16 protein-coding genes and 1 other annotated feature (1 of these 17 only partly in view) are annotated in these 21,382 nt (G+C 40.2%); all 16 genes read left to right on the top strand.

Annotation, left to right across the window (positions count from 1 at the left end; translation table 11 throughout):
* The first annotated feature begins 2 nt into the window (after positions 1–2).
* Entirely contained in the window at positions 3–1,094 is a 1,092-nt protein-coding gene (locus RWN13_RS12335; protein WP_314063951.1) for an ABC transporter ATP-binding protein, read from the top strand.
* 7 nt (positions 1,095–1,101) lie between these two features.
* The gene (locus tag RWN13_RS12340; protein WP_314063953.1) at positions 1,102–1,914 is read left to right on the top strand and encodes an ABC transporter permease; all 813 of its coding nucleotides are present in this window, start codon (positions 1,102–1,104) and stop codon (positions 1,912–1,914) included.
* A complete protein-coding gene (locus tag RWN13_RS12345) occupies positions 1,911–2,738 on the top strand; it encodes an ABC transporter permease (RefSeq protein WP_314063956.1) in 828 nt (275 codons plus the stop codon). Before RWN13_RS12340 ends, RWN13_RS12345 begins: the two co-directional genes overlap by 4 nt.
* Positions 2,735–3,808: an ABC transporter substrate-binding protein gene (locus tag RWN13_RS12350; protein WP_314063959.1), complete on the top strand. Its 1,074-nt coding sequence runs from the start codon at positions 2,735–2,737 to the stop codon at positions 3,806–3,808. The genes RWN13_RS12345 and RWN13_RS12350 overlap by 4 nt, the downstream gene beginning before the upstream one ends.
* A 623-nt stretch (positions 3,809–4,431) precedes the next feature.
* Positions 4,432–5,736: a 2-hydroxycarboxylate transporter family protein gene (locus RWN13_RS12355; protein WP_314063961.1), complete on the top strand. Its 1,305-nt coding sequence runs from the start codon at positions 4,432–4,434 to the stop codon at positions 5,734–5,736.
* Positions 5,737–5,807: 71 nt separating this feature from the next.
* Positions 5,808–6,710, top strand: coding sequence for a ribokinase (locus RWN13_RS12360; protein ID WP_314063964.1), 903 nt, complete (start codon positions 5,808–5,810; stop codon positions 6,708–6,710).
* Positions 6,707–7,603, top strand: coding sequence for an ABC transporter permease subunit (locus tag RWN13_RS12365; RefSeq protein WP_314063967.1), 897 nt, complete (start codon positions 6,707–6,709; stop codon positions 7,601–7,603). The genes RWN13_RS12360 and RWN13_RS12365 overlap by 4 nt, the downstream gene beginning before the upstream one ends.
* Positions 7,604–7,612: 9 nt before the next feature.
* Positions 7,613–8,503 carry a carbohydrate ABC transporter permease gene (locus tag RWN13_RS12370; protein ID WP_314063969.1) on the top strand — a complete coding sequence of 297 codons (891 nt, stop codon included), beginning with the start codon at positions 7,613–7,615 and terminating at the stop codon, positions 8,501–8,503.
* A 27-nt stretch (positions 8,504–8,530) separates the two neighbouring features.
* Entirely contained in the window at positions 8,531–9,985 is a 1,455-nt protein-coding gene (locus RWN13_RS12375; protein ID WP_314063971.1) for an extracellular solute-binding protein, read from the top strand.
* A 64-nt stretch (positions 9,986–10,049) separates the two neighbouring features.
* Positions 10,050–11,201 (top strand): ADP-ribosylglycohydrolase family protein, encoded by a 1,152-nt coding sequence (locus RWN13_RS12380; RefSeq protein WP_314063973.1) that lies wholly within the window; start codon positions 10,050–10,052, stop codon positions 11,199–11,201.
* Positions 11,202–11,218: 17 nt separating this feature from the next.
* Positions 11,219–13,321, top strand: a complete 2,103-nt coding sequence (locus RWN13_RS12385) for an ADP-ribosylglycohydrolase family protein (RefSeq protein ID WP_314063976.1) — start codon at positions 11,219–11,221, stop codon at positions 13,319–13,321.
* Between the two features lie 126 nt (positions 13,322–13,447).
* Positions 13,448–14,425: a LacI family DNA-binding transcriptional regulator gene (locus RWN13_RS12390; RefSeq protein WP_314063977.1), complete on the top strand. Its 978-nt coding sequence runs from the start codon at positions 13,448–13,450 to the stop codon at positions 14,423–14,425.
* Between the two features lie 332 nt (positions 14,426–14,757).
* Entirely contained in the window at positions 14,758–16,440 is a 1,683-nt protein-coding gene (locus RWN13_RS12395) for an extracellular solute-binding protein (protein WP_314063979.1), read from the top strand.
* 19 nt (positions 16,441–16,459) lie between these two features.
* Positions 16,460–17,896 carry an alpha-L-fucosidase gene (locus tag RWN13_RS12400; RefSeq protein WP_314063982.1) on the top strand — a complete coding sequence of 479 codons (1,437 nt, stop codon included), beginning with the start codon at positions 16,460–16,462 and terminating at the stop codon, positions 17,894–17,896.
* 1 nt (position 17,897) lies between these two features.
* Positions 17,898–19,571, top strand: coding sequence for a DUF4091 domain-containing protein (locus tag RWN13_RS12405; protein ID WP_314063984.1), 1,674 nt, complete (start codon positions 17,898–17,900; stop codon positions 19,569–19,571).
* A 206-nt stretch (positions 19,572–19,777) separates the two neighbouring features.
* Positions 19,778–21,160, top strand: coding sequence for a metallophosphoesterase (locus tag RWN13_RS12410; RefSeq protein ID WP_314063986.1), 1,383 nt, complete (start codon positions 19,778–19,780; stop codon positions 21,158–21,160).
* A 47-nt stretch (positions 21,161–21,207) separates the two neighbouring features.
* Positions 21,208–21,382, top strand: a binding site (T-box leader); it runs 64 nt beyond the window's last position.

Below are 21,382 nucleotides of genomic sequence, written 5' to 3' on the forward strand. Positions count from 1 at the left end.
ACATGGCACAACATATTATTACATTCGACAACGTTCAAAAGACATACGACGACACGGTGGTCTTAAAAAATGTCAGTTTTGAAATAGAACAAGGAAAATTTTATACCTTATTAGGTCCGTCAGGCTGTGGCAAAACGACGATTCTGCGCTTGATTGCTGGCTTTATTGAAGCGGATCAAGGTGATATTCGTTTGGAAGGGAAACGTGTTAACGACACCCCAGCCAATAAACGAAAAGTAAATACCGTTTTTCAGGACTATGCCTTATTTCCCCATTTAAATGTCTTTGACAATGTGGCATTTGGCTTGACCATTAAAAAAATGCCTAAAAAAGACATTGAAACGAAGGTCAAAGAGGTCTTACGAATGGTTCAATTATCAGGCTTTGAAGATCGGGAAATCAGTGAGATGTCAGGTGGTCAACGTCAGCGTGTAGCCATTGCTCGCGCTCTTGCCAATGAGCCAGAGGTCTTACTGCTAGATGAACCCTTGTCAGCTCTCGATTTAAAACTACGGACGGACATGCAGTATGAATTAAGAGAACTGCAACAGCGCCTAGGGATTACCTTTATTTTTGTCACTCATGATCAGGAAGAAGCACTGGCAATGAGTGATGAGATTTTTGTTTTAAACAAAGGCGAAATCATCCAAAGCGGCACGCCGGTGGATATTTACGATGAGCCAATTAACCGTTTTGTGGCAGATTTTATTGGTGAAAGTAACATTGTTGACGGCTTGATGGTGGAAGATAATGTGGTTCAGTTTGTTGGCCATCGTTTTGAATGTGTTGATGGTGGCATGCGTCCCAATGAACCGATTGAAGTGATGATTCGACCGGAAGATATGACCCTGACAACAGTTGAAAAAGGGAAACTGATCATGAAGGTTGACAGCCAGTTATTCCGTGGCGTTCATTACGAAATCGTTGGGTATGATGGGGAAGGCAATGAGTGGGTGGTTCATTCTACTCGTAAAGCCGTAGAAGGCACAGAAGTCGGCTTGTTCTTTGAGCCAGAAGATATTCATGTCATGCGTTTTAATGAATCAGAAGAGGACTTTGATGCTCGTTTAGAGAGTTACGAAGAGGAGGTCTAAATCAATCATGACATCTACTAGAAGGATTTATTCCATTCCTTATGTTTTGTGGCTCGGATTATTTGTGATTGCACCGGTAATGTTGATTATCTATCAATCTTTTAAAGGGATTGACGGCACTTACACGTTGGAAAATTATCGAATTTATTTTTCATCGTCGACCTATTTGATGATGACTCTTAACTCTGTCTTGTACGCGTTTATTATCACGGCCATGGTCTTATTAATTAGTTATCCAGCCGCATATTTTTTAAATCAGCTAAAACATAAACAACTGTGGTTAATGCTGATTATTTTACCGACATGGGTTAATTTGCTGTTAAAAGCTTACGCTTTTATTGGGATTTTTAGTGCTCATGGTAGCGTTAATCAGTTTCTAGATTTTGTGGGAATCGGTAGCAAACAGATATTGTTCACGGATTTTAGTTTCATTTTTGTGGCAGCGTATATTGAAATTCCCTTTATGATTATGCCGATATTTAACGCCTTGGAGGAAATGAACCCTTCTTTGATTAGCGCCAGCCGGGATTTAGGAGCCAACTCCTTTGACACCTTCCGCAGAGTGATTTTTCCCTTATCGATGAACGGAGTTAAAAGTGGGGTTCAAGCCGTCTTTATTCCGTCCCTAAGTCTTTTTATGCTAACGCGTTTAATCGGCGGCAATCGGGTGATTACCTTGGGAACGGCGATTGAGGAACACTTTTTAGTGACCCAAAACTGGGGCATGGGGTCAACCATTGGTGTCATTTTAATTATTGCCATGGTGCTGATCATGTTAATTACCGGTGAGAAGAAGAAAAAAGGAGGACGTGCAAAATGAAGAAAAAATTTGTATGGTCTCGTCTTTATTTAGTCTTTGTTTTTGTGTTACTGTATGTCCCGATATTTTATCTGATCTTTTACTCGTTTAATGCCGGTGGTAGTATGACGAGTTTTACCGGCTTTACCCTAGAGCATTACGCGGCGGTTTTTGAGGATAAACGGTTGATTGGGATTGTGTTAAACACTTTTATGTTGGCCTTCTTATCTGCGTTAATTGCCACGACAATTGGAACATTTGGGGCAATGATGATTTATTATACCCGCAAGCGCAAAAGCCGTAACGCTCTAATGAGTTTAAACAACATTTTAATGGTCTCGCCAGATGTGATTATTGGGGCTAGTTTCTTGATCTTCTTTACTATGTTGGGGTTAAGCTTAGGTTTTTCATCGGTGCTATTGTCTCATGTGGCTTTTAGTATCCCGATTGTGGTGTTGATGGTCTTACCAAAATTACAGGAGATGAACGATTCCATGATTGATGCTGCGCGAGATTTAGGGGCAAACAACTGGACGGTTATTCGCAAGGTGATTTTACCTTTTATTACACCAGGGATTATTGCTGGTTATTTTATGGCCTTTACTTATTCCCTAGATGATTTTGCAGTGACTTTTTTCGTGACAGGGAACGGCTTCTCAACCTTATCAGTGGAAATCTATTCTCGTGCTCGCCAAGGGGTGAGTTTGGAAATAAATGCCTTAAGCGCCTTGCTGTTCTTGTTCTCACTGTTTCTAGTGATTGGTTATTATTTTATTAGTCAGGGCAATCTTTCCAAGGGTCAAAAACGGCAACGAAAAGAGCATACGGCGGTGAGTGAGCTATGAGAAACTTAAAACCATTGCTTATCGGTATTATGGCCATCGTAGTGATTCTTTTTGTGGCTAACCGCCAACTGGAAAAAGCTCAGGGTTTTTCTGGCGGTAATACCTTAACAATCTATAACTGGGGCGATTATATCGATCCGGCTTTACTAAAGAAGTTTGAAAAAGAAACAGGTTATAAGGTCAGCTACGAAACCTTTGATTCCAATGAAGCGATGTTTACTAAGATTCAACAAGGCGGCACAGCTTACGACTTAACGATTCCCAGTGAGTACATGATTCAGAAGATGATGAAGGAAAAGATGTTAATCAAGTTAGATTACGATAAAATCAAAGGCATTGAAAACATTGATCCTCGTTTTATGGATATGGAATTCGACCCGGAAAATCGTTATTCAATTCCGTATTTCTGGGGTACTTTGGGGATTATCTATAACGATAAATTCATCGATGAATCAAAGATTCAAGAATGGGATGATCTATGGCGGCCGGAATTGAAAAATAACTTAATGTTGATTGACGGTGCTCGTGAAGTTATGGGGCTGTCTTTAAACAGTAATGATCACTCGCTTAATAGTAAGGACATGGCTGAGTTGACAGAGGCAGCAGATAAGCTCAAGGGATTAACGCCGAATGTTAAAGCGATTGTGGCAGACGAAATTAAGATGTACATGATCAATGAAGAAAGTGCGGCGGCTGTCTCCTTTTCAGGCGAGGCGGCGGAGATGCTAGACAATAATGAGCATCTTCACTACGTTATTCCCAGCCAAGGAACCAATCTATGGTTTGATAATATCGTGATTCCTAAAACAGCTAAAAATGTTGAAGGTGCCTACGCTTTTATTAATTTTATGTTGGAACCAGAAAATGCCGCTCAAAACGCGGAGTATATTGGCTATTCGACCCCTAATGAAAAAGCAATGTCACTGTTGCCAGATGAGATAACGGAAGATGAACAGTTTTATCCAAGCGATGAAACCATGGCAAATTTGGAAGTGTATGAGGATCTGGGCCCTGAGTTTTTGGGGATTTACAATGATTTGTTTTTGGAGTTTAAGATGCATCGGAAGTAGTGGAGGACTCAGTGGAAATGGTGGTAAGTCAACAATTTCATAGAAGCATAAGCTGTATTTCCTTTGAAAATAATATTTTTTTTCGTATGAATTACCCAACAGCAAAAAATAACATCGCTAGAGAGGAAATCCTCATTTTAAATTAAATGGTTCAGGCAGAGACGTCTAGGTTAAGGGCGTCTTTTTGCTTGCTTGAAAAGGAGACGTAAGGTTGTTATTATGATTGAACGAAAAACATAGGCCAGTCCCCAGCCTATTAATCCCATCTCAAGGAAGAATCCTACTGAGTTACTAAAATTGAAAAGCTGAGATAGACTTAATATTGAGCACTAAAACTAATGATAAATAAGAGGTGTTTAAGAGTGAAGTCGGAATGTTAGGAAAGACGGTTAAGTGTGGCTATAAAAGGGGTTTGAGAGTTGCATATTCAAGGTGACAGGTAGGCATAGAGTTCTTTTTTTTGTATCTAAGTCAAAGAAAGGGGTTGCAACTAATTTAAATTAATGCTATGATATGTGTAATCGGTTACACCTGTTAAGAAATATCAGCAGTCGTAGCCATTTTAATTACCTTTTTATGTAACCCGTTACATATTGATTACATAAAAGAATGGAGTGGTATTTGTGGAAAAACATCCCGTAAGGCTAAAGGAAAAAATATCTCGCTATAAAATTGGCATTATTCCGTTACCCATCTATTTATTACTTAGTTTCTTTTATGTTCTTTTGACGTATTTAGATGCAATCCCAGATGATATGCTTGGGGCCTTAGGTGTCATGATTGTGTTTGCTTTTTTGCTCGAACATATTGGTAAAAATATTCCAGTGTTAAAATCATTAGGAGGAAAAGTGCTGGTTGTGACTTTTTTTCCAGCCTATATGGTGTATAAAAGTTGGCTACCTCAAGGCTCGATAGACGTGATTACCAACTTTATGACTAACAATAATTTTTTAACCTTTTTTATTACGTGTATCGTCGTAGGAAGTATTGCTAGCATGAATAAAACCACCCTTATTAAAGCAACATCACGGATTATTGTGGCTTTAGTGCTGTCTGCAGGTGGCGCAACATTGGTCGGACTGCTAGTGGCTAAGCTGTTAGGAATTGATCTATTTTATGCGTACTTCTTTATTGTTGTCCCAGTAATGGCAGGAGGGGTTGGAGAAGGTGCATTGCCCTTATCAATCGGTTATTCTGCGGTGTTGAACATGACGCAACCAGAAGCCTTTGGGAAAATAATTCCTTGTGTCTTTATGGGTGGGCTTATAGCTGTTATTTTATCAAGTGCCTTAAATAAACTGGGTCAAGATAAACCCCATCTTTCAGGCAATGGCTCCTTATTAGATAGTGATCATTTGGATTCCTTGTCTGATAGCCGAAAAGAGTCATCCTTTATTAATTTGGAAAAGGCAATTGTAGCAGGTGTATTCGCAATAGCCTTGTATTTTGTTTCCATGTTTTTACACCAAGTCATGACATTACCGGCGCCGATTATTCTTTTACTGTTGGTGATGGCACTAAAAGTCTTAGGTTTTATTTCAGAAGACTTGATTGAAGGTGGTGTCGGGTTATATAAATTTACCATTTCAGCAATTACGCCAATTCTATTGTTTGGTGTGGGAGTGGCATTAACTCCCTGGGAAGATATTGTCTCAGTGTTTACGAATGTGCCCTTGCTGATTGTCTTGGTTGCTACGGTCTGTACAGTAGTGTTGATTAGTTTCTTTGTGGCAAAATTTACAGGGCTCCATCCTGTTGACACGGCTATTGTCATCTCTTGTTGTAGCGGTCAAGGAGGAACAGGAGCATTGGCCATCTTGGCTGCAGGGAACCGCATGATTTTGATGCCATTTGCTCAAGTCGCAGTTCGCCTAGGTGGGGCGATTACCGTCACGATCGCTTTAACTATATTAAAATTTATTGTCTAAAAGATAAACCGCCAGTCGTTGTTAAGCTGTTGGACTGCCGGTAAACGCTCATAAGAAAGAGGAGAATTAGGATGAAAAAAATAGCGGTTGTAGGGAGTATTAATATGGATCTGGTTGTAGAATCAGACAGCCTACCAAAAAAAGGAGAGACAATTTTAGGCAATAATTTCTTCTCTGGTCCAGGAGGAAAGGGGGCTAATCAGGCTGTAGCAGCTGCTAGATTGGGAGGAGATGTCGCGTTCTTTGGAAGTTTGGGGAAAGATTATTTTGGGTCAGAACTCGAAAAAAATTTAACTGATGAACGGGTTAAACCTTATATCAGGTATGATGAAAATCAAAGTACAGGAGTGGCGTTGATTAACGTTTACGATGATGATAACAGTATCATTGTCGTGTCAGGCGCTAATAATATCTACACTGAAGGTTATTTGGCTCAACTTAAAGGAGAGTTAATTCAATTTGATATTGTCTTATTTCAACTGGAAATCAATGATTCTCTCGTTTTTGAATTAATTGATTATTTATCAAATCACCATAAGATCATTATTTTAAATCCTGCACCAGCAAAAAAAATTGCACCGAGCATCATTGATAAAATCACTTATTTAACACCGAATGAGCATGAGTGTCAAATCATATTTGATTCCCAAGAATCTATCGAAACCTTAGTGCAAAGGCATCCGGAAAAGTTAATTGTGACATGTGGTGAAAAAGGGGTTTGTTATTACGACGGGCAAGTACAAGTGGTTCCTTCCATGGATGTGGCAAATATTGTCGACACCACTGGAGCTGGTGATACTTTTTCGGGAGCTTTTGCTTACGGTATTGGAAGAGGGGATACATTAATCAAAGCTATTCAATTTGCTAATGTGGCTGCGGGGTTGTCGATTACTAAAAAAGGTGCTCAAGCAGGTATGCCACAATTGTCAGAGGTTGAGAAAGAGACATTAGAATCGAGAGTGAGGAAACCATGAAAAAGAATTTAGACTTTATCAGACGAAATTGGATACTCTACGCCTTTATGTTGCCCGTTATGATCTACTTTATTATTTTTAGAATCGTCCCATTAATTGGGATGAAGCTAGCTTTTGAGGATTATCGTATTATTGGTGATAATGTCTGGGTGGGAATGAAGCATTTTCAGACACTGTTTAGTTCGCCGGCGTTTATCTCGGTTTTAAAAAATACGATTATTATTAGTTCAATGAAGATTTTATTTTTCTTTCCAGTTCCCATTGTGATTTCGTTTTTACTCAACAGTATGACCTTTATTAAAACGAGAAAAGCCGTACAATCGATTATTTACCTTCCCCACTTCTTATCCTGGGTTGTGATTGCCGGGATTTGGATCAGCATTTTAAATCCTGAATCGGGTGGTGTTAATCAGCTTCTTAATTTTTTTCAACTACCAAGTGTTGATTTTATGACAAGCAAAGGAGCAATTCGTTGGGTCTTAGTTTTCTCTGAAATGTGGCGGAGCGCAGGGTGGGATTCGATTATTTACTTGGCAGCAATTATGAAAATCAGCCCCGCTCTTTATGAAGCCGCATACATGGATGGTGCTTCAAGTATTCAGCAAGCCTGGTTTATTACCTTACCAGCGCTTAGAACCACTATCATCACTGTATTTATCTTGAATTTGGGATTCTTTATGAATGCCGGCTTCGATCAGGTCTTTAACTTAATGAATGACTCTGTTATTAGTGTCATTGATATTCTGGATACGTATGTCTATCGAATTGGCTTGCAAAATGGTCAATACTCAATTGCTACAGCTGCCAGTTTATTTAAAGGTGTAATTGGGATGTTCTTGATTATCTCCACCCATTTTGTGTCTAAAAAAATCTCAGGGAAAGGCGTTTGGTAGGTGAATGCAATGAAAGTTAAGAAGAAAAAACAAACGGGCCTCAATTGGGTTAATATGCTTTTCCTGGTTATTATTTCTCTAACCATGTTAATTCCCGTCCTTAATATCCTAGCCCAATCTCTAACAAGCCCAGAAGAAATGGCGAATCTATCAGGGTTAAGCATTTTGCCAAAAGGATTCACATTAATGAATTACAAAATCCTGTTTGCCAATCCAAATATTATGAAAAGTATTGGAATATCGGTATTCTTGACAGTATTTGGCACAATTATCAGTTTGGTATTTACCGCAATTGCGGCCTATATTTTGACACGACCGAAATTTGTTGGAAAAAATCTCTTCATGATTTTCCTGATTATTATGATGGTCTTTGAGCCAGGTTTAATTCAAGAATATTTTGTTGTAAGAGATCTTGGGCTCTTGGACTCACTTGCCTCAATCATCTTATATAAAACGATTGATGTGTATTATTTAATTATTCTAATGCGTTTCTTTGAGGAAATTCCGGAATCGATTATTGAATCGGCTGAAATTGATGGGGCCTCTCATATTAGTATTTTCACTAAAATAGTCTTACCGCTGTCTAAATCCGCGATGGCCACCATGGGGTTGTTTTACGGTGTTTTTCGCTGGAATGAGTACTTTCGTGCTTCAATATATATTACGAGCCCAAGTAAATGGCCCTTGCAAGTCTTGATGCGCCAATTTGTCGTGTTGAACGATACGTCATCAATGATGAATACGGCAGGTGCCTTACCTGCAGAAGTACTGAAGTCAATTAATTTTGAGTCACTTAAATCAAGTACGATTATTGTTTCAATCATTCCGTTGCTTCTTTTGTATCCGATTATTTTAAAACATTATACCAAAGGGACACTTGAAGGCGGAGTTAAGGAATAAAAAATATCCTTTGAAAGGGGAATTGTGATGAGAAAGAACGTTAAAATCTTAGTAGCAGCAAGTATGTTAGGTCTAGTATTAGCAGGGTGTGGCAACAAGAAAGAAGAGGCTGCTAAGGGTGGTGGGAAAAGTAATGTTATCCGTATTGCTTACAAAGATGAAAATAGCTCCAATCCTAATACCAAAAAATATTTTGACCAACTCAGTCAGTTAATGAAAGAAAAAGAGAATGTCGATGTGGAATTTGAGGTAATTGATTTACCAAGTGAAGGGTATGGAGAAAAGCTTAATCTCCAATTAGCTAGTGGGGATATTCCTGATCTGATTTACTTCCAAGGAGGGGATACAACTGTAGCCGAACAAGGACTACTGGAGGACTTAACACCTTATATTAAAGACTCTAAATACATCAAAGGAATAATGGAGCCGCAAAATACTAAACGAATGGAAAACTATCCTTATCTCTTGTGGATTAAAGCTTTGTCCGCTTCAGTGCCAGTCGTGAAGAAAGATATCTTTGAGCAAACAAAATCAGGTCCAGCATTAATGGCAGATCCGTCTATTGCCAATTACGAAGCTTTCTTCAAAGAATTAGTTGGCAAAAAAGGTTCAGATGGTAAAGAAGTCAAGTACGCCGTGACCACATCAGGCAATACATTGGAACTTGATAACATGTTTGATATGGCATTTGGCAATACTCAAACATGGTTAAAAACAGCAGATGGATACCAATATAAACGGGTCTCTGCGAATGAAAAAGAGAAGATTACCTTCTATAAAAAACTCTATGATGAAAAATTATTGGACTCACAATTTATTACCAAAAAGTGGGATACGAAAGAAAATGCCTTTTATGAAGGGGAAGCTGGATTAATTTCAGGAACATCGGGGAAAGTCATTGACATGTATAACGATAAAGTAGAACAATTAAACGAAACTGAGCTAGTTGTACTGCCGCCTGCAAAAGGAGAAGGTCAAGGATATGGCGCCGTTGATCTGTCAAAAGAAAATCGTGGTTTAGCGATTTCCAGCCAATCATCGAATAAAGAACTAGCCTTTAAAGTATTGGATTTCTTGGGAAGTCCAGAAGGTCAATTATTAGATCGTCTTGGTTTTGAAGAGGAACATTATAAAATAGTCGATGGCAAAATTACCATCACCGAAGAAGGTAGTCAGTGGTACGCTAAATTTTGGGAACCTCGCAAGCTAGAAGTAGGCAAAGAATTGACTGAGCCAGCTTTAAGTCCCGTTGCGGAAGACTCTCTTGATAAAGTGGCTGAATTTTATCAAGAAGATAACGCCTTTATTATTCCGGATGAATTAGTTGCGAAATGGGATGCGACTGAAAACTTATACCGGGAATACGTGGCAGATATGATTACAGGTAAAAAAGACCTTTCAGAATTTGATCAATTCGTCTCAGAATGGGAAAAATCAGGCGGTTCTGAGATAACGGAGTATGCCAACAAAACATTAAAATAGTCATTCAGGCATTGATTAATGGTTTATCAATAATCAAACCGATACTAGGAAAAGGAGCAATGAAATGCTGTCATTTGAAGATAAAGTAGCAGGAGTGTTTTATGGAACGGCTTATGGGGATGCTTTAGGTGCGACGATTGAGAAATTGACCGCTCAAGAGATTGAGGAACGTTATGGCTACGTCACGGATATCCGCAATCGCTGGTATAAAGAAAGCTGGCCTGCTAGCGAGCGTAATCATCGTATGCGCGGCAATGGGATTATTACCGATGACACATTGATGACCATGGCGTTGATGGATGTCTACATAGAATTGGCACGGCACGTAGACGCCTATGATATGGGCTCGGAGTTTGTCAAACAAGTGGTTTATACCAAGCGCTATATCCCGGAATTTGGACGGGAAGCAACTATTCAAGAGCGTTTATTTTATCCAGAGCAGTACATATTTATGCGACATGTCTTAGCGAATTGTGAGCCTCGTGAAGGTGGTATTGGGAATATGATCAACTGTGGTGCGGCCATGTATATCGCCCCTATTGGGATTGTCAATGCAGGTAACCCTAAAGCAGCTTATAACGAAGCCATACTATTTGCACAAGGTCACCAAGCTAGTTATGGCTTGGAAGCTGCGGCTGTTTTAGCGGCTTGTGTGGCCAAAGCCTTTGAAGAAGAAGTTACCATCGAAGAGATTGTCGAGGTGGCTTTAAATTTAGCTAAAGATGGCACGAAAGCGGCTATTTCCGCCATTGTCGCCAAAGCCAGAGGTTTGCAGGACCAAAGAGACAATCGTTCATTAGTTATTGCCGAGTTTCAACGGATTATGAAAGAATTTTCACCGATGGAAGATGACGTTCATCGAAAAGTGGAGAAATTAGGACAACCGTCCAATCATTACACCCCATCTCGTTTATTTAGTATTGAGGAATTGCCTATGGCCCTGGGATATTTAGTGCTCCATCAAGGTGAGTTTAAGAAGGCTGTCCAAGACGGTGTAAATTCAGGCCGCGATACCGATTCGATTGGTGTGATGGTGGGAGTTATTGCCGGGGCGATGCACGGAAAGCGGATAATCTCAGAAAACGATTGTCAATTGTTAGGAGATGCTAATAAGATTGCCTTTGATCAGTATGTGACCGACTTTTCTCAAGTGGCCAAACAGATTATTCAAGAGGATATCGAACAGAATAAACAGCAAGAAAAATTGCTTAGATAAGGATGGATTAAACGATTATGGAACAAGTAAAATTAGTCGAAAAGATGTATGCAGGTTTTCTAGGAATGTGTGCTGGAATACGTTTAGGAGCACCAGTTGAGCCGACGTGTTGGACCTTTGAACGAATTAAAGAAGTATACGGTACGATTGATCACTATACAAAATCCTATAAAAATTTTGCAGCAGATGATGATTCCAATGGACCTGTTTTCTTTATTAGAGCACTCAAAGATTATGCACAAAATCGTGAGATGACCGCAGAAGATGTTGGCAATGCTTGGTTGGATTTTGCCCGTGAAGGCATTGGGATGTTTTGGTGGGGGGGTGATCAAGTCAGTACTGAACACACAGCCTTTCTTAATCTAAAAAAAGGAATGAAAGCACCAGAATCAGGTTCTGTGGCTGTTAACGGGGAAATTATGGCGGAGCAGATCGGTGGTCAAATCTTCATTGATACTTGGGGCATGTTGTTTCCAAATGATCCTGAGAAAGCCGCTGATTATGCCGAAAAAGCCGCAAGTGTTTCCCATGATCGTAATGGCTTATATGGAGCCCGTTTTATGGCTGCCTGCGTCTCGGCGGCATTTTCAGCGGAGACGATTACTGAGATTATCGAAAAAGGAATGTCGGTTATTCCAGGCGACAGTCTCTATATGGACTTAATTCAAGAGGTCTTGGCATTTTATCATCAAGAGCCACATGATTTTGAGAAATGCCGCCAATTTCTTGAAGACAATTGGGGCTATGATAAATACACAGGCGTATGTCACATCATTCCGAATGCTGGGATTTGTGTGCTAGCTCTGTTGTACGGAGAAGGGGACTTAGCCAGAACCATTGAAATTGCGACTATGTGCGCTTGGGATACGGATTGTAATGCAGGAAATGTGGGGACTATTTTAGGTGTCTTTAACGGTCTTGCAGGTGTTCCAAGAAAATATCGGGAACCAATCAATGATTTCATTGTTACATCAAGTGTCGTTGGGAGTTTGAATATGTTGGATGTTCCAACGTTTATTAAAGAATTGGCTGTTATGAGCTTCACATATAACAAACAAGAAATTCCTGAATTCTTGCAGGGAGAGCCGAAACAAGGACAAATTAACTTTGATTTTGAACTGGCAGGTAGCACTCATGGCTTCAGGACAGACAATGCTTTCAAGACGGAGTTGCAACATGCCAATAATCAGGGGGATAATAGTCAGGGCTCACTGGAAATTCTGTTAGATCGGATGGTTGACTCGGATGCTAGTCATATTTTTTACAAACCGTTCTACCGTCGTTCCGATTTCAGTGATGAACGTTATAAACCAACCTTTGCGCCTCAAGTTTTGAGTGGGCAGGTCCTAGAGTTTTCAACCATGCTGACAAAATGGCAGGGGGAAGATTTAGTGATTCAACCATACATCAGAGAGACCTATGGGAAAACCCGTTTATACGGTGAGCAAGTCACGGTAACAACAGATACATGGGAAACTCATCGTTTCGTTGTACCAGACTTAGCAGGGACGTTTGTGGATGAAATTGGCTTTAAGCTTGTGACGAATTCACCTATCGCCAATCGTTTGTTTGGGCGTTTGTACTTGGATAATTTTAAAGTCAGTGGTGAGGCTGCGTATACCATTGATTTTGCTAAACAAGCGATTGAGTTTCTGTGCGTTACGCCGTTTTCTCATAATCTGGGTGAGTGGGCTTTGGAAAATAATAAAATGTTAGCTAAATCGTCCGAAGGCTGTTCAGCTTATACTGGCAACTATTATGCTAAAGATTGTGTAGTGGCGACGACGCTGCGCCCTTTAGCAGGAGAGTCACACATGCTCCATCTCCAATCAAAAGGGATTCAGCGAGGTTATTATTTAGGGTTTAATGGTCAAGGAAAGGTTCAGCTCCTTAACAATCATTTTGGTCAGCACTTGATTCAGGAAGTGCCTTATGAGTGGGAGTTGGGCAAAGAATATCAGATCACAGTTGAAGCAAAAGGCAGTCAACTTACACTGACGATTGACGGCAAACAGGTCTTAACTGCGACAGACGACACCCACTCAGAGGGAATGTTTGGTTATGTTAGTTTAACTGCTGGTGAATGTGAAATCGGCAACTTCGAAATCATAGAAGGTTAAATAGGAGTGGAGAATTGACTAAAGTTGATTCTCCAGTTAATTATAGGTAAGATAAGAGAGAGAAATTCTCATAAACGTTTCAAATGAAGGGACGACTCAAAGAACGTATGGAAAGAGGAGAAATCAATGGCAACCATTAAAGATGTCGCAAAGCTAGCCAATGTATCTGTCGCAACAGTCTCCAGATATATGAATAGTAACGGTTATGTCAGTGAAAAGGCAGCTAAGCAAGTGGCTAAGGCGATTGAAACCTTGGATTATCAGCCAAATGAAGTAGCTAGATCGCTATTTCAAAAAAAATCAAAGCTTATTGGGCTACTTATTCCAGATATTACCAACCCTTTCTTTCCATTGTTGGCTAAAGGAATTGAAGATGGTCTCAATGACTTGGGCTACACCTTGATTTTAGGAAATGTTGAAGAGAATGAGCGCAAACAAGAATCGTATTTATCAACCTTTATCAACAATCAGGTAGCTGGAGTCATCTCCGCCTCTTTTGTTAGAAAACCATTACTAAAGGGGATTCCCTACGTCGTAGTTGATAGAATCAGCCAACGAGATAAGTATTCAGTAGCTTCTGATGATTTTTTAGGAGGAAAGCTGGCAGCCGAAGCGGTTTTGGAGACCGGCTTCAAGCGAGTGACTGTCATGGTTGGTCCCCGGGAATTACCGGGTAGTGAAAAACGTTTAGCGGGTATTGAGCATGTTTTTTTAGAGCATGGTGTCTCGTATCAGTTGTTTGAAACCAAAACATTTGAATTTGGTAGTGGCACACTGATTGCTCAGGAATTGTTCGAAAAATTTCCTGAAACGGATACGGTGATTGCTTCCAATGATGTTTTCGCCTTATCAGTTATTCATGAGGCTAGGAAACGAGGGCTGAGTGTTCCTGAGGATTTACAGATTATTGGGTATGATGATATTCCGTTTAGCGCCATGACCTATCCGCAGTTAACTACGATTTCTCAACCTGCCTATGAATTGGGGATTCAGGCAGCAAATCTGCTTCACAAAGTAATCGAAGATGAGACGTACCACAAAGAAAACATCGTGTTGCCAGTACAATTTGTTGAACGACAGACCTTAAGAAAAAAAAATAAGTAATCATACTCTGCCTTTGGTTCAAATCAAAGGCAGATTTTTATTTTTAAAGGAAAAGCATCCCCTATCATCTGTCCATTTACTGATAAAGGAAGTGACAAAAAATGTCATTAGCAGAATTGTAAGCGTAGTCAAATGTTGCTAAAATAGGTACCAAATTAGAAAATAAAGAGATGAAAGTCTCTCAGTGACTCGGTCTGGATAAATGGGTTGAACATAAAATAACCATTTGTTCGTTAATCTAGGTTATTTTATTATTTCTTCAATCCTTTTTTTGGAATAGATGGCTAATTAAAAGAAGTGTTTGGACAGGAAGTTATGAAAGGAGAATAAGGATGAGAGGGAAAAAAAGAGTGTGGGCGTTACTGTTTGTCTTAGTGAGTATGGGGTTAGTTTCTTGTGGAAAGCAAGCCGAAAAAAGTGAGGAAAAACCGAAGGACGCACCAGATACTTGGATAGCGGATCGGAAAATGACAGGGTTGATTTTTATGAGTGGTGGAGATGCTGAAACCAAATTAAATCCAGAGGTAATGGCAGAAATAAAAAAAAGAACAGGGATTGAACTGACATTGGAGTCATCATCTGCCAGCTCTTCCATAGAAGGGCTCACTGCGGGCTTGGCAGCCGGGGATTTACCTGATTTTGTCGCTTATTATTTAAATCACAGTGGTCGTCCAGAAATGCCAGTGCTATTAAAGGCTGCTAGAGAAGGAATGTTTACAGATTTAACACCATTGCTGAAAGAAACCACTATTTACAGTAAGTATTTTGAAGAAGGGTATTTACCTCGTGATACTAAGGACAATATTATGTTCCCAAAAGAATTTAATGGCAAATCATATGTTGTTCATATGGAGATTCCAAGATATCCGGGAACGGTTAAGAAAAAGTATGTTGGAGGCGTGTTTATTTTACAAGAGCTTGTGGATCAGTTAGGAATAAAACCAGAAGAAATAACCACGTCGGCTCAAGTTCATCAATTATTGCAGGACATTAAATCGTTAGGCTTAAAAGATAGCAATGGTCGCGAAATAACGCCTTTAGGCCCAACTATCTGGGGTGGATCAGAGCGTAACACTGTTTATAACGATTTGGCTTGGGGCAGTAGTGATGAACACTTTTTGGAAAATGAGGCTGGGAAATTAACCCATGAAAGTCAAACAGATTATCCAGAAAAACGCATTGCGTATGTTCGTGAATTATTAGCAGAAGGGTTAATGCATAAAGAGTTCTACACGATGGAAGAAAATAAGGCGACGGAAGGCATTATCAATAAGTCTTTCGGTGTAATTGCGGATATCCACAATTACATGCCACAAAATAATGATTTAAAATATGTACCCTTAGGTCCGTTAAACACTCCTAAAGGACCTTATCGAATGGAGCTGGCCTATAAGAGTGGTTATAATGGTTGGTCTATTCCTGCAACAACGAAAAATCCTGAAGATATTGTCAAATTCGCTGATTTTTTAGCAAGCCGTGAAGGCAAGCTGCTCACCACTTATGGCATAGAAGGCCGAGATTATGAATTGGATAAAGCTGGTAATCCCATTATCAAAGAAGAGGTTAAACAATTGTTAAATGAAAAACCTGAAGAAGCTAAAAAATTGGGCTTTGGAGGTGTTGGAAATCGCTGGGCTGAAATTCTTGGGAATACAGATATCGCGTTTGAAGAAGATTTTGGGGAAACTGAGTGGGGGGCTAAAGAAGAGGAAGCCAGCGCCGCTCAAAAATTAATCGAAATGTCTCATTTTGATGAAAAATTCGCACAAGCAGAGGTGCTGGATGGGTTATCACCAAAAACCTATCTATCTGAATGGGACAAAGATGGCAAATTGAAAATTGCTTTTGACAGCTATAATGATAATATTTTGCGGGCCTACTATGCTAAAAATGAGGATGAAGTGAAAAAAATCTTAAAAGAGACACGAGAGCTATTAAAAAATGCTAACTTGGAAGATTATATTGCGTATGTTGAAAAGAAAGTAAACGATGAAAATTTAGTGTTGAGATATTAACAGGTAAGGAGTGAGTCGATTGAGGCAACGTCGTCAGGAGGTAGCGCAAGTTAGGCCATCAGCTAGGCAGCTGGCGTGGCAGCAAACAGAATTTTATGCTTTCTTTCATTTTGGGATCAACACATATACAAATAAAGAGTGGGGAGACGGCACGGAAAGCCCCAGTTTATTTAATCCGGTGGCGTTTGATGCTCAACAATGGATACATGCTGTCAAGCAAGGGGAAATGAAAGGTGTGATGTTAACGTGTAAACACCATGATGGTTTTTGTTTATGGCCAAGTCAGTACACAGAGCACTCAGTTAAAAATAGCCCGTGGAAAAAGGGGCAAGGGGATGTCGTTAAGGAAGTAGCTCAAGCTTGCCAGCAAGCCGGTATTAAATTCGGTATCTATCTGTCTCCTTGGGATCAGCATGAAGAGTCTTATGGTCATGGTGAGAGGTATAATCGATTTTTTATGAATCAGTTACGGGAATTATTAACGAATTATGGCGATATTTTTTCAGTTTGGTTTGATGGTGCCAATGGAGAAGGGGTTGATGGGAAAAGGCAAGTGTATGATTGGCAAGGTTATTATCGTCTTATTAGAGAACTGCAACCGTTAGCGGTTATAAGTGTAGTGGGCCCCGATGTTCGCTGGATTGGTAATGAGGCTGGCAAAACTCGAAAATCGGAATGGAGTGTTGTGCCGAAATATTTACAAGATGCAGAAAAAATTCATGAAGCCTCACAACACGAAGATAGTCCAGCTTTTCGAAAACGTCGCAACTCCTCTGATGAGGTGCTTGGTGATTGGTCTGTCGTGGTCAAGGCGGAGCCCCTAAGTTGGTTTCCAGCTGAGGTCAATACTTCTATTCGGCCGGGATGGTTTTATCATCCAGAAGAAAACAACCAAGTGAAATCCTTAGCTGATTTAATGAGGATATATTTAGCGTCAGTGGGAGGGAATGCTTCCTTCTTGTTAAATTTAGCACCTGATAAAAAAGGACGGCTACCCCAACTTGATTGCGAACGGTTAGAGGAACTTGGTGAAGAAATTCGCCAGTTGTCTCAGGAAAATATGGTAGTAACTGCCGATTTGAGCAGTAGTGTTACGCTAGGAGCTGATTATTCAATTGAGAGGGTCAAGAAAAAAGACGGCCTTTATTGGAGCAGTCTTGAGGGTCAGGAAGAAGCGGTCATTAAGATTCAATGGCAATCAGAACAATGCTTTAACATGGTTGAATTGCAGGAGCATCTTCCTTTAGGACAACGAATCGAAGCTTTTACATTGGAAGTCTTTCTAAATAATCAGTGGCATGCTGTGTATCAGGGGACGGTTGTTGGCTATCGGAAGATTTGTTGTTTTGAGTCAGTTAGGAGTGCCAAATTAAGAGTCACAATCGATCAGTCTCGTTGGTGTCCAACTCTTAGTTATATAAGCGTTCGCCATTACGACATACCAAGGAGGGCGTAGGGTGCAAATTAAATTAATCAGTTCCTTAGACAAAGTTTTTGTTGAAGGGCCGATCGAACAGTTGGAGATAGACTCAGGGGAAATTTTCCTTGATGAACTGTATGGCTTTCAAGTGGCTGTCCAAGGCTGTGAGGGAATCTCGGTGGAGATTAGTTCACCGACCATTCCTGTTCTAAGTCTTTATGAGGTGAAACAAATTCCATCAGGGCTGCCAGTTCGTGAGAACCATGACGAGGATATTCTAAAAGGCGTTCCCGGTTTTTACCCGGATGCTTTAATTCCGGTCAGATCGCCGGTTAAATTACAAGGAACTAAGGCCCAATGGCACAGTATTTGGGTTGAAGTGCAGCTAAAGGATCAGGCCATGGTAGGAAGACATCAAATAGAAATTCAGGTAACAAATTACGGCATCTATCAAAAAATCCCCGTTGAAACAGCTACCGCTAAGTTTGTTTTGGATGTAATAAATGCCAGACTGCCAAAGCAAGAACTGATTCATACAGAATGGTTTCATACTGATAGTCTAATGTCTTATTATGGGATAGAAGCTTTCAGTCCTTCATATTGGGAGTGGGTGGAAAAGTTTTTAGTGATGGCGGTTAATCACAGTGTGAATATGGTTCTGACGCCATTGTTTACACCACCTTTGGATACGGAAATTGGTGGTGAGCGACCAACTGTTCAACTAGTTGGCGTTACTAAAAAAGGCAGTAACTATGACTTTGATTTCAGCCAACTTGATCATTGGTCGCATATTTGCCGTAAAGTTGGGGTGACTTATTTGGAGATGTCCCATCTGTTCACTCAGTGGGGAGCTAAAGCGGCACCTAAAATAGTTGCGACCAGTGAAGGAGAGTGCCTTCAACTGTTTGGCTGGAAGACAGATGCCGGCGGCGAAGCGTATCGGAATTTTTTAGCGCAATTTGTGCCTGCACTGATTGATTGGTTAGAGGAACATGATTGGTTGGCAACGACTTTCTTTCATGTATCAGATGAACCTGGAATGGGAGATCTTGAATCCTATCGTAAAGCCAGCGTTTATTTGCGTCAACTAGTAGGGGATATTCCAGTAATTGATGCGCTCTCCGATTATGATTTTTATCAGGAAGGGTTAGTTGACATTCCTATTCCTGCAAATAGTGCCGTTCAACCGTTTATCAATCAGCAGATTAGTCCGTTGTGGACCTATTACTGTGTGTCACAAAATCAAAGCGTGTCCAATCGTTTTTTTGATATGCCCTCTTCTCGAAATCGAATTTTAGGATACCAATTGTATAAATTTGATATTCAAGGTTTTTTACACTGGGGCTATAATTTCTATTTTACGCAATTTGCCAAAAGGCCAGTTAATCCTTTTTTAGAAACAGATGCTGGTGGGGTCTTTCCATCTGGTGATTCTTTTTTAGTCTATCCAGGTGAGGATCAACCTCTTGCCTCCATTCGGTTAAAGGTGCTTAATGAAGCCATGCAGGACATTCGGATACTGAATTTATTGGAATCGTGGATTGGCAAAAAAGCGGTTATTGCGTTGCTAGAAACCGATATCTCCCCTTTGAAGTTTGATTCTTATCCCAAAGAGGCCTACTGGCAAATTGAGATGCGCCAAAAAATAAATCTAACGATTAAGAAATATTTGGGAGGTCAGGGTGATGAAATCAACCGTCAAGGTCGGTAGCCAAAGAGTACTGTGACTGAACTAAATTGGAGTATTTAAGGCGGCGATGACTAGTGACATCTAAAAATAGCTTGTAGAAGAGATGAACAGTTGTGCGACAAGAGCATCGATGAATTCCAGGAAACGTAAGTGCCGCAGCAAGGGATGGTCACTTAGAAGTTAGCACCGAATTTATGCTATAATGTGAACTATCAGAAAACAAGTAGGTGAACAGCATAGGGAAAAAAGCATATCTATTAGGTGCCGTAGGGGTTTTGTTAATTGTTGGCATATTTAGTTATTTAATCATTGGGAATAACACTCAGGAAAAGGCTCTTGAAACATCGGAAATCCCCTCACAACCCATCACCAAAACCGATAAATTGTGGGTGATTTCCGATGTTCATTACCTGTCGGACAAACTGCACGATCAAGGAGAGCAGTTTCAATTTATAAAAAAAACTTCCGCAGGCAAAGACTTAGATTATCCGCGAGAACGTCTGGAAGCACTTCTTTGGCAAATTGAAAAAGAACGGCCAAAAGGACTGATTGTCAGCGGTGATTTGACACTAAACGGCGAAAAATTAAGTGCCGAAGAACTAGCAGGTTATTTTAAACGAGCGGAAGAGTTAGGCACACAAGTCTATGTGATTCCTGGTAATCATGACATCTCAGATGGCTGGGCTCGTCGTTACAAAGGAGATCAGATGGAACGTACGGATCAAATTTTACCAGGTGAGTTTGCCGACATTTTTGCAGATATGGGCTATGATGAGGCTTTTTCTCGAGACGATGACTCATTAAGCTATGCCGTTCGTCCATTTAATGATGTGATGCTGGTTATGATTGATACAAATAAATACATTAACGATGTCAGTGGCTCAAGCCCGCAAACCAGTGGGAAATTGCGGACTAAAACGTATGAATGGTTGGAGACAATCTTTGCTCAAGCCAAGAAAGAAAAAGCCATGGTGATTCCCGTGATGCACCATAATTTGACCGATCACAACAGTCAGGTTAATAAAGGGTTTACCATCGATCAAGCAGGAAATGTGCAGGATTTTTTATTTAAACATCAGATGAATCTCGTCCTAACGGGTCATATTCATACGCAAGATATTGCATCGATCGTCAAAGGTAATCAGACTATTTACGATATTGCCACGGGCAGTTTTGCGACTCTCTCTAATCCAATTGGGGAAATCAGTATTGAGGACAAGGTTCTGACGTATCAAAAGAAACAACTTCTAATGGATGACTGGGCCCAAGCAACTGATCAAAAGGACCCGCAATTACTGGACTATTCAGGTTATTCTCAAAAGTTATTTAACGACGATGGAATCGGCATGGCTTACCGTCAAATGTATGAAGAAGGCTGGTACGATGAAAAAACCGCTGATTTAGTAGCCGATTTTATCGGCCAGATGAACGTTCGTTATTTTGATGGTGAAGACTATTATGATCAAGAGGAAATGGCGGCGATTGAAGCTGATGAAGGCTATCAATTGCTAAAAAAACAGCCCGATAGTTTTTTGCTAGCGTATGTGGAGTCGATTTTAATTGATCAAGACGTAGATGATACCCATGTGGAAATTCCGATTGGTTATTGACAAGTGATTCAATTCAAATTATAATAATTTTAATCGTAATTTAATAATTGAATGCAACGAAGAGGAAAGTATTTTTCAGGAATCATTTAAAGAGAGCTCCAGCTGGTGTGAAGGAGCAGTGAGATGGAAAAGAAAATGGCCTTAGAGCATGATCAGTCGAACACATTTAGACTGGCACAGGAGCGCCTGTTACAGCGCCACAGCATAGTTGGTTTGTGCTTG

This window comes from uncultured Vagococcus sp. (assembly GCF_963518325.1).
Classification (GTDB): Bacteria; Bacillota; Bacilli; order Lactobacillales; family Vagococcaceae; genus Vagococcus_D.

Coding starts and splice junctions, on each gene's coding strand:
- RWN13_RS12365 (WP_314063967.1), top strand. CDS start 6,707: ATGAAAAAGAATTTAGACTTTATCAGACGAAATTGGATACTCTACGCC.
- RWN13_RS12395 (WP_314063979.1), top strand. CDS start 14,758: ATGAGAGGGAAAAAAAGAGTGTGGGCGTTACTGTTTGTCTTAGTGAGT.
- RWN13_RS12350 (WP_314063959.1), top strand. CDS start 2,735: ATGAGAAACTTAAAACCATTGCTTATCGGTATTATGGCCATCGTAGTG.
- RWN13_RS12385 (WP_314063976.1), top strand. CDS start 11,219: ATGGAACAAGTAAAATTAGTCGAAAAGATGTATGCAGGTTTTCTAGGA.
- RWN13_RS12335 (WP_314063951.1), top strand. CDS start 3: ATGGCACAACATATTATTACATTCGACAACGTTCAAAAGACATACGAC.
- RWN13_RS12370 (WP_314063969.1), top strand. CDS start 7,613: ATGAAAGTTAAGAAGAAAAAACAAACGGGCCTCAATTGGGTTAATATG.
- RWN13_RS12390 (WP_314063977.1), top strand. CDS start 13,448: ATGGCAACCATTAAAGATGTCGCAAAGCTAGCCAATGTATCTGTCGCA.
- RWN13_RS12380 (WP_314063973.1), top strand. CDS start 10,050: ATGCTGTCATTTGAAGATAAAGTAGCAGGAGTGTTTTATGGAACGGCT.
- RWN13_RS12360 (WP_314063964.1), top strand. CDS start 5,808: ATGAAAAAAATAGCGGTTGTAGGGAGTATTAATATGGATCTGGTTGTA.
- RWN13_RS12345 (WP_314063956.1), top strand. CDS start 1,911: ATGAAGAAAAAATTTGTATGGTCTCGTCTTTATTTAGTCTTTGTTTTT.
- RWN13_RS12375 (WP_314063971.1), top strand. CDS start 8,531: ATGAGAAAGAACGTTAAAATCTTAGTAGCAGCAAGTATGTTAGGTCTA.
- RWN13_RS12340 (WP_314063953.1), top strand. CDS start 1,102: ATGACATCTACTAGAAGGATTTATTCCATTCCTTATGTTTTGTGGCTC.